This is a genomic window from Kitasatospora sp. A2-31 (assembly GCF_022288725.1).
GTDB lineage: Bacteria > Actinomycetota > Actinomycetes > Streptomycetales > Streptomycetaceae > Kitasatospora.
In genome coordinates, this window is the sequence record NZ_JAKNTA010000013.1 from 218808 (window position 1) to 227661 (window position 8854).

8 protein-coding genes and 1 pseudogene are annotated in these 8854 nt (G+C 74.0%); 5 read left to right on the top strand and 4 right to left on the bottom strand.

From position 1 onward, the window contains the following. Positions 1-50: 50 nt before the first annotated feature. The 3 genes from MCM47_RS30585 to MCM47_RS30595 form a co-directional block, all read right to left on the bottom strand. The gene (locus MCM47_RS30585; protein WP_238865005.1) at positions 51-1601 is read right to left on the bottom strand and encodes a VWA domain-containing protein; all 1551 of its coding nucleotides are present in this window, start codon (positions 1599-1601) and stop codon (positions 51-53) included. After that, positions 1598-2470 carry a MoxR family ATPase gene (locus tag MCM47_RS30590; RefSeq protein WP_238865105.1) on the bottom strand — a complete coding sequence of 291 codons (873 nt, stop codon included), beginning with the start codon at positions 2468-2470 and terminating at the stop codon, positions 1598-1600. Before MCM47_RS30590 ends, MCM47_RS30585 begins: the two co-directional genes overlap by 4 nt. Before the next feature lie 319 nt (positions 2471-2789). Beyond that, a complete protein-coding gene (locus MCM47_RS30595) occupies positions 2790-3461 on the bottom strand; it encodes a Tat pathway signal sequence domain protein (RefSeq protein WP_238865007.1) in 672 nt (223 codons plus the stop codon). A gap of 374 nt (positions 3462-3835) precedes the next feature. Between MCM47_RS30595 and MCM47_RS30600 the strand changes: the two genes are divergently transcribed. The 3 genes from MCM47_RS30600 (at position 3836) to MCM47_RS30610 (ending at position 5940) form a co-directional block, all read left to right on the top strand. Then, the gene (locus tag MCM47_RS30600; RefSeq protein WP_238865010.1) at positions 3836-4639 is read left to right on the top strand and encodes a TetR/AcrR family transcriptional regulator; all 804 of its coding nucleotides are present in this window, start codon (positions 3836-3838) and stop codon (positions 4637-4639) included. Positions 4640-4774: 135 nt separating this feature from the next. Then, positions 4775-5422 (top strand): DUF6230 family protein, encoded by a 648-nt coding sequence (locus MCM47_RS30605; protein ID WP_238865011.1) that lies wholly within the window; start codon positions 4775-4777, stop codon positions 5420-5422. Between the two features lie 2 nt (positions 5423-5424). Beyond that, positions 5425-5940 (top strand): DUF6114 domain-containing protein, encoded by a 516-nt coding sequence (locus MCM47_RS30610; RefSeq protein WP_238865014.1) that lies wholly within the window; start codon positions 5425-5427, stop codon positions 5938-5940. A gap of 93 nt (positions 5941-6033) precedes the next feature. On the opposite strand, the gene MCM47_RS30615 is transcribed toward MCM47_RS30610, so the two are convergent. Continuing rightward, entirely contained in the window at positions 6034-7158 is a 1125-nt protein-coding gene (locus MCM47_RS30615) for an NAD(P)-dependent alcohol dehydrogenase (protein ID WP_238865016.1), read from the bottom strand. A 145-nt stretch (positions 7159-7303) separates the two neighbouring features. Here MCM47_RS30615 and MCM47_RS30620 point away from each other — a divergent pair, with 145 nt between their 5' ends. Next, positions 7304-8224 carry a helix-turn-helix domain-containing protein gene (locus MCM47_RS30620; RefSeq protein WP_238865018.1) on the top strand — a complete coding sequence of 307 codons (921 nt, stop codon included), beginning with the start codon at positions 7304-7306 and terminating at the stop codon, positions 8222-8224. A 187-nt stretch (positions 8225-8411) separates the two neighbouring features. Beyond that, positions 8412-8854, top strand: a pseudogene (locus MCM47_RS30625) (flavohemoprotein); the annotation flags it as partial.

An 8854-nucleotide genomic window follows, 5' to 3' on the forward strand; every position in this document is an offset into this window, starting at 1 on the left:
TCCCCCACGTAGTGGCTCGGCTGCCGTTCTGACGCATCATCGAGCGAGCGTCAGAGCGGCAGCAGCCGGGCGATCAACTCGCCGAGGCGGCGGGCGTTGCGGCAGGAGTGCATCTCCACCACCTCCGCGTAGACGGGCGCCGCCGAGTCCCCGGTGCCCCAGAGCGCGGGCTGCTCCGGATTGAGCCAGTACACCCGCCGCGCCCGTGCGGCGATCCGGCGCAGCGCGTCCGGCTGCGGGTCGCGCTGGTTGTTCCGCGCGTCCCCGAGGATCAGCACGCTGGTGCGCGGCCCGACCGCGTCCAGGTGGTGCTCGGCGAACCCGGCCAGCGCCGAGCCGTAGTCGCTGTTGCCGTGGTAGCCCATCACCTTGGCCTCGGTGAGGATCCGCCGGGCCAGCGCGGCCGGGTCGGTGCCCCCCGCGGACAGCAGGCCGGTCACCTCGGCGGTGCGGTTGACGAAGGCGAACACCCGGACCTTGCTGAACTGGTCCCGCATCGCCTGGACCAGCAGCATGGTGAAGTCGGCGAACCCGGCCACCGAGCCGGAGACGTCGCAGAGCAGTACGATCTCCGGTCGGGCCGGCCGGCGGACCCGGTGCGCCGGGCGCAGCGGCACCCCGCCGGTGGAGAGCGAGCGCCGCAACGTGCGGCGCAGGTCGATCTGCCCGCGGGCGGCCCGGCGCCGCCGCGCGGCCAGCCGGGTGGCCAGCTTCCGGGCCAACGGGTTTACCGTGCGCCGGAGTTCGGCGAGCTGGTCGCGGCCGGCGGTCAGGAAGTCGATCCGGTCGGCGGTGGGCGCGACGGCCCGTTCGGCGATCCGCTCCGGGCCGCGCAGCTCGGCCACCCGGCGTCGGGCCTCGGTGCCGACCATCGCCCGGAAGCCCTGGATCCGGCGCCGGACCTCGTCGGCGAGCACGCGGTCGGCCACGTCGGTCGCGTCGGCCACCGCGCTGGGGACGTCCGCGGCCGGGCCCGCGCGCAGCGCCGCCAGGACGCGGGCCAGCAGGGTCTCGGGCGCGAGCCGGCCGAGGGTCTGGTAGGCGGACCAGCCGTCCGAGCCCGGGGTGGCACCGCCGTCGTAGCGGCCGAACGCGGCGACCGCCTCGCCCGCGAGCCGGGCCTGTGCGGCCCGGTCGTCGGCGGCCAGCGCGGCGACGAGGCGCTCGCGCAGCCGCTCGCGAAGCTCCTCGGGTCCGGCGTCGCCGTCGGGGCCGCCCGGGGTGTCGGGGGACGACTGCTCGGGGTCGGTCGCGGCCCCGGCCCGGGCGGACTCGGGCGCGCCGACGCCGAGCGGGAAGAAGAGGTCGAACGTGGCGTCGTAGGCGCCGCGCTGGCCCTCGGAGCGCAGCAGTGCGGCGGCCAGGCCGGCCCGCAGCTGCTCCCGGTCGGCGAGGCCGAGGACGTCGACCACGGCGGCGGCGTCCACCGTCTCGGCCGGACCGATCCGCAGGCCGTGGCCGCGCAGCGCCCGGACCAGCCCGGTCAGCCGGGCGGCGACGTCGGGGCCGTCGGTCGTGGGCGTGGAGGCCTCGGCGTCGGCGGCGGCCGCCTGGGCGGGGGCTCCGGTGCCGGCGGCGCGGCGCGGCGCGGGGGCGGTCATGCGCGGGTGAGCTTCTGGGCGGCCTTCACCACGTCGTCCTGGTGCTTGAGGATCACGCCGAGGGTGTCGCGGACCACCGCCTCGTCCAGGGTCTCCGCGCCGAGCGCGAGCAGGGTGCGGGCCCAGTCGATGGTCTCCGCCACCGACGGTGCCTTGCGCAGCTCCATCGCCCGCAGGGCCCCGACCACCCGGACCAGCGACTCGGCCAGCACCGCGTCCAGGCCGGGGACCTTCAGCCGGACGATGCGGCGCTCCAGCTCGGCGTCCGGGTAGTCCAGGTGGAGGAAGAGGCAGCGGCGGCGGAGCGCCTCGGAGAGCTCGCGGGTGGCGTTGGAGGTGAGCAGGACGAACGGGCGCCGGGTCGCCGTGATGGTGCCCAACTCCGGGACGGTGACCTGGAAGTCGCTGAGCACCTCCAGCAGCAGCGCCTCCACCTCGACGTCGGCCTTGTCCATCTCGTCGATCAGCAGCACGGTCGGCTCGTCGCCGCGGATGGCGGTCAGCAGGGGCCGGGTGAGCAGGAACTCCTCGCCGAAGATGTCGGTACGGGCGCGGTCCCAGCCCTCGTCCCGCCCGGCGGTGATGCGCAGCAACTGCTTGGCGTGGTTCCACTCGTAGAGCGCCCGGGCCTCGTCGATGCCCTCGTAGCACTGCAGTCGCACCAGTCGGGCCCGGCCGATCTCGGCCAGGGCCTTGGCCAGCTCCGTCTTGCCGACCCCGGCCGGGCCCTCGACCAGCAGCGGCTTGCCCAGCCGGTCGGCGAGGAAGACGGTGGTGGCCACCGCGGTGGAGGCCAGGTAGCCGGTCTCGGCCAGCTGGGCGGCGGCGTCCGCCGCCGACTCGAAGAACCCCGTGCCCTCGCCGCGCATGCGCTTCACTCCCGTCGGTGTGCCCTGGCCCGTGGCCCGGGCGCCCGGGCCCACGGACCGGGCCCCGCGCCGGGTGGCCTGTGACCCCGCACCTTACCGGCCGGTCACTTCGCTGTCCCGGGTCGTTCGGGGTTGTTCCCGGGGTGTGCCGGGTCGGGTGCGTGGCCGGGGCACGCCGAGCGGCGTGCGGCGACCGGGGCCGCCGCACGCTGCCTGCGCCTGCTGCCCGCTATCGGGCCGCCGGGCCGCCGGGCCGTCGCGCCGCCCCGCTGCGCTTCCGCGGCCGGGCGGCCGGCAACCGTTCGGGACCCGGCCGGTCTCAGTTCACGAACACGTGCGGGCTGCCGGCGACCGAGCTGTCGACCACCGGCCCGTACGTCGCGGAGAAGTAGCCCGCCGCGAAGCAGAGGCTCGGACCGGCGACCTTGTTGAAGGCCTGGGACGCGAAGCCGATGGTCTGGCCGGTGTTGGAGGTGGTGCCGGAGATGCTGCCGGGTGCGCGGTAGACACAGGTGATGGTGCCGAGGATGGTCTTCAACACCACCGTGGTCTGCAGCGGACCGGCGGCCGTCGGGGCGAGGGTGACCGGGTTGCCGGCGGCGTCGCTGACCGAGTTGGTGTACGGGAGGTTGTTGACCGTGATGCTCTGGACGCCGGTGACGCCGACGACGTTGGCGGTGCAGGAGCCGAAGGTCTGGGTGTTCAGCTGCTCGGTGGCCACGCCCGGTGCGGCCGGGTTGCCGGTGACGGTGGCGGAGAAGGAGGACGTGGCGCACTTGATGCCGCTCGTCCCGGTCGCGCTGGAGTAGAAGGTGGCGTAGGAGCCGGCGACCAGGTCGGCGGTCAGGACGTCCCCGACGGCGATGTCGGGCCCCCCGACGGCGGTGTGGGTCAGCACGGCGGGGCCGGCGGCCTGGGCCGGGGTGATCGCGGCGCTGGTCAGGGCGGCGGCGGCCAGGGCCGCGACGCCGAGGGTACGGCGGATGCGCATGAGGGTGCCTCTCTCCGTGCGGAGTCGGTGGGGGAGCCCCGCGGGCCGCACGGGGGTGCGGCGGTGTGGTGCGCGGGACGGTGCTGCGGGGTCTTGCCGAGCCGTGGTGTGCGGCGCGCGAGGGCGCAGGTGTGGGGGGAAGGCGCGTCCGCTGCTGCGGCGGACCCGGCGCCACGGGCCCGCCGGTACGGCGAGTTGGTGCAGGGATTGCGTGGGTGCACGTCGACGGCTGCCACCGCCGGGCATGCGTTCGCCATACTGAACAGTCGGAACGCGTGAAGGCCTCCGGCGGCTCGACGCCGCCCGATTGGAAACCTGCGAGTGTTGTAAACCCGCCCTTGCGTCAATGTCAAGACAAAGCACGGGAGTTGGCGATGAGCTCGGATGCCGTTCCAGCCGCCGAGGCGCTACTGCTGCCGGGTGCGCGCACCGGCCGCGACCCGGCCCGCTCGATCAAGCGCGGCCCGAGCCGGCTGCCGCCCGACGTGGTCGCCGCCACCCAGCGGGAGCGGCTGCTCGACGGGCTCGTCCACACCGTGGCCCAACACGGCTACCAGCACGCCACGGTGAGCGACATCTGCCGCGCGGCCGGCGTGACCAGGCCGGTCTTCTACGAGCTGTTCAGCGGGAAGGAGGACGCCTTCCTGGCCGCCCACCGGCACGGCACGGGTGTGGTGATCCGGCGGATGGCGGCCGCGTTCGCCGCGGCGCCGGACTGGTGCACCGGGATCCGCGAGTCGCTGCGCGCACTGCTCAACCTGCTCGCGGGAGTCCCGGCGTTCGCGACCATGGCGGTGATCGAGATCGAAGCCGTCGGCCCGGCCGGGCGCCGTGAGATCGCCCAACTCCTCACCCGCTTCCGGGCGTTCTTCGCAGAGGTGCCCGAACCTCCGGGCGGGGTGGGGGCGGAGGCATTGGTGGACGCGGTCGTGGGCGGCGTCTACCGCACCCTGCATCGCGCGATCGACGCCGGCCGGACGGATCAACTACCGGATCTGCTGCCGGCGTTGAGCCTGTTCTGCCTGGCTCCCTTCCTCGGGCCGGCGGAGGCCCACCGGCGGCTCGCGGAGGTTCCCGTGCTGAGCCCGACTGCTCCGGTGCAGGTCACGGTGGCCGGTCCGGACGCGGACGATGATCCTTCGTGCACCCGTATTGACCCGCCGGATACCGGGCAGTAGCTTCCCAGTGACCCACTGCGGTCCGACCGGCCCGCCCCGCTGCCGAGAGGCGGGCCACCGGTCGGACCGCAGAACGCTGTCCGCGCCAGGGCAACGTGCCAGTGCCTGCACTTCCCACCACCCGAGGGAGCACACATGGCCACGTCCGAGGACGCCGCCCCCACACCCGAGAGCACCGACGCGCCCGTCGAGAGAAGAGGCCGGGTCCGGCTGAGGCGCACCGCGCTGATGGCCGTCCCCGCCGTCGCGGTCGGGGCGGTCCTGATGACCCTCACGGCGCAGGGCGTGCTAGCCGCCCAGTTCGCCATCTCCGGCATGCCGTTCACCGTCACCGCCGACAACCTGGAGGGCGTCGGCTTCGAGCAGTTCGGCAGCCTGGACCACATGATCGAGGACAGCCCGAACCAAGGTGACACCGGCGGGCAGGTCCTGGTCGCCGTCTCCGCCATCAAGCAGGCCTCGCTCACCAAGCTGTGCCAGAGCGTCGACCTCGGTGGCATCAACCTGCTGATCAAGGCCGGCGACGCGGGCACCCCCGTCACCGCCACCGACCTCACCACCGACTCGGACCTGCTCTCCGGCGACGCGTCGTTCACCAACCTGGAGATCGGCGGCGACGCCAGCACGTTCACCAAGGCCGGCGTGAAGGGCCTGCCGGGCGTGTTCGGGCAGCAGGCCGACACCGTCAACATCCGCAACCTGCGCCAGCACAACTACGCCACCACGGCGGGGGCGTTCAAGCTGCCCAACCTGCGGCTGAGCTTCAGCTCGGAGGGCTGCTGACGGTGGCCGCCCCCGTACCCGACGCCGCCGGCCCGGCCGGGAACGGCACCGCCGCGGACGACGCGGCCGCCGAGGTCTCCGCGGCCGCGCCGCCCGGAGAGCCCGAGGCCGCGCCGGCGGCCCGGACCCGTCCCGGTTGGCGGGGCTGGCGGGGCCGGCGCCCGTTCTGGGGCGGCGTGCTGGTGCTGCTCGGCGGCGCGGAGATCCTCTTCACCCTGCGGGCCCCGCTGCCCGTCGTCCTGCACATCGGGATGCAGGGACTGGCCGGCTACCTGGTGCCGGTCGTGATGGTGATCTGCGGCGTGCTGATCCTGGTCAATCCCACCCAGCGGCTCTTCTACTCGGTCCTCGCCGTGCTCAGCTCGCTGGCCAGCTGGATCACCTCCAACCTGGGGGGCTTCCTGATCGGCATGATCATCGGAGTGGTGGGCGCCTGCCTCACCTTCGGCTGGCTCCCCGACCAGCCCGCACGCCGGCGCCGCTTCCGCCGCAAGGCCCCCGGACCGGCCCGAGCCTGACCCCGGTCCGGCCCCACCACGACGCCCCGCCCCCGGTGATAGGAGAGCACCGGAGGCGGGGCGTCGTGACCTGTGGTGGGCGTACCGGCGAGGTCAGATGGTCGCGGTGTCGATGACGAAGCGGTAGCGGACGTCGCTGGTGAGGACGCGGGCGTAGGCGTCGTTGATCTGGTCGGCGCGGATCAGTTCGATCTCGGCGCCGATTCCGTGGGCCGCGCAGAAGTCCAGCATCTCCTGGGTCTCCGGCAGGCCGCCGATCATCGAGCCGGAGACGGACTTGCGGCCGATCAGCAGGGTGTGGGCGTTGATGCTGACCGGCTTCTCCGGTGCGCCCACCTGGACCAGGGTGCCGTCGGTCTTCAGCAGGCCGAGGTACGCGCTCAGGTCGAGGTCGGCGGAGACGGTGTTGACGATCAGGTCGAAGGTGCCGGCCAGCTCGGTGAAGGTGGCCGGGTCGGAGGTGGCGCGGTAGTGGTCCGCGCCGAGCTTCAGGCCGTCCTCGCGCTTGCGCAGGGACTGGCTGAGCACGGTGACCTCGGCGCCCATGGCGTGCGCGATCTGCACGCCCATGTGCCCCAGCCCGCCGAGGCCGACGACGGCGACCTTCCTGCCCGGCCCGGCGCCCCAGTGGTTGAGCGGCGAGTAGAGGGTGATGCCGGCGCAGAGCAGCGGCGCGGCGACGTCCAGCGGCAGCGCGTCGGGGATGCGCAGCGCGTACCCCTCGTCCACGACCAGCTGGGTGGAGTAGCCGCCGTACGTGGGCTCGCCGTCGCGGCCGATGCCGTTGTAGGTGAAGACCGCGCCCGGGGTACCGGTGCAGAACTGCTGCAGGCCGGCCCGGCAGTTGTCGCACTCGCGGCAGGAGTCGACGAAGCAGCCGACCCCGACCCGGTCGCCGACGGCCCAGCGGGTCACCCCGGGACCGACCTCGGCGACCACGCCGGCGATCTCGTGGCCCGGGACCATCGGGAAGATGCCGTCGCCCCAGTCCTCGGCGACCTGGTGGATGTCGGAGTGGCAGATGCCGGCGAAGCGGATGTCGATCAGGATGTCGTGCTCGCCCAGCGCCCGGCGCGGGACGGTGGTCCGCTCCAGCGGGGCCTTGGGGGCCGGGGCGGCGTACGCCGCGACCGTGCGCGGCCCGGCCCCGGCCCCGGCCGCCGGGCCGGCGGCGCTCGCGGCGGTGGCGGTGTTCGCGGTGTCGATCGTGTTCGTCATGTGCCCCAGCCTGCGCCGGCGCGACGGTGGCAACCAGGTCAGCGGTTGTCGTACGACGGTCCCGCGTACGACCGCGGAACCTACGCGCGGGCAGCGTACGACCGGCCAACGTACGACTGGCAGGCTCACCCTCATACTGGGCCGCATGGACCCGCGCACCGAACTCAGCGAATTCCTCCGCTCCCGTCGGGCCCGGCTGCGGCCGGAGGACGTCGGTCTGCCGGACTACGGCACCCGTCGGCGGGTGCCCGGACTGCGCCGCGAGGAGCTGGCCCAGCTGGCCGGCGTGAGCACGGCGTACTACATCAGGCTTGAGCAGGGCCACGGCGAGAACGTCTCCACGGCCGTGCTGGACTCGATCGCGCGCGCCCTGCGGCTCACCCCCGCCGAGCGCGAGCACCTGCAGCGGCTCACCAAGCCGCCCCGCCGCCGGAGCGGGCGCGCCGCGGCGGCCCGCCCCCAGCAGGTGCGGCCCGCCCTGCAGCAACTGCTCGACGCGATGGAGGGCGTCCCGGCGTACGTGCTCGGACGGCGGCTGGACATCGTCGCGTGGAACCGGCTCGGCAACGCGTTGACCGGCGACTTCTCCGCGATGCCGCCGGAGCAGCGGAACATGGCCTGGCACGTCTTCCTGGACCCGGCGGCGCGTGAGCTGTACGACGACTGGGAGGGCAAGGCCACGGACGTGGTCGGCATCCTGCGGTTGGAGGCCGGCCGGGACCTCGACGATCCCCGGCTGGCCTCGCTGATCGGTGAACTCTCGCTGAAGAGCGCGGACTTCCGCCGGCTCTGGGCCGCGCACGACATCCGGGACAAGGGCCACGGCACCAAGGACCTGCACCACCCCGTGGTCGGCCGGCTGACCCTGCGCTACGAGACGCTGCGGCCGGCCGGCGATCCGGACCAGGTGCTGGTGACCTACCACGCCGAGCCCGGCTCGCCCTCGGCCGAGTCGCTTCGTCTGCTCGCCAGTTGGGCCGCGACCGGGCCGGCCGAGGGTGTGGGATCCGCCACGCCGGCCGCCCCCGCCGAGGGCCGGGAGTCCCCGGCGGAGCGGCCCCGTTAGGCCGGTGGTCCCGGGCCGGTCGGGACCACCGGCTCTGTCCGGGACCCTCCGCCGGGACGTTCACTGGAACTGCGCACCCTCCGGGCCCTGCCCTGCCCGGAACCGGCCCGGTCCGCCGATCGGGCCGGTTCGCGAGGTGAACAGAGCGTGTACGTCGAGCATCTGACGGATCGTTAGGCTGCTGGTCATGGAGATCAGCAGCAGCGCCGCGTCCACCGAGTACGACCGGTTGATCGCGCGCCACCACGCCATGCGCCTTCGCCGGCAGATCCTCGCGCCGGCACCCGCGTTCCCGGCACCCGCGTTCCCGGCACCCGCGTTCCCGGCGACCGCGTTCCCGGGGCCGGCGGACGGACGGGGCGGCGCGCCGTCCCCCACCGGCCGGTCTTACGACGGTGCGGCCGACCAGCGGCTGATCCTGCGCACCCTCGGCCTGGTCACCCCGTTCGCGGACCTGATCGACCACCTCTATCGGTTCATGTTCCTGCGCCGCCCCTACTTGCGCTCGCTCTTCCCGGCCTCCATGGAGTTCCAGCGGTCCCACCTGGAGCGGATGTTCACCTACCTCGTCGAACACCTCGACCGGCCCGCCGAACTCGCCGACACGCTCGGCCGACTCGGCCGCGACCA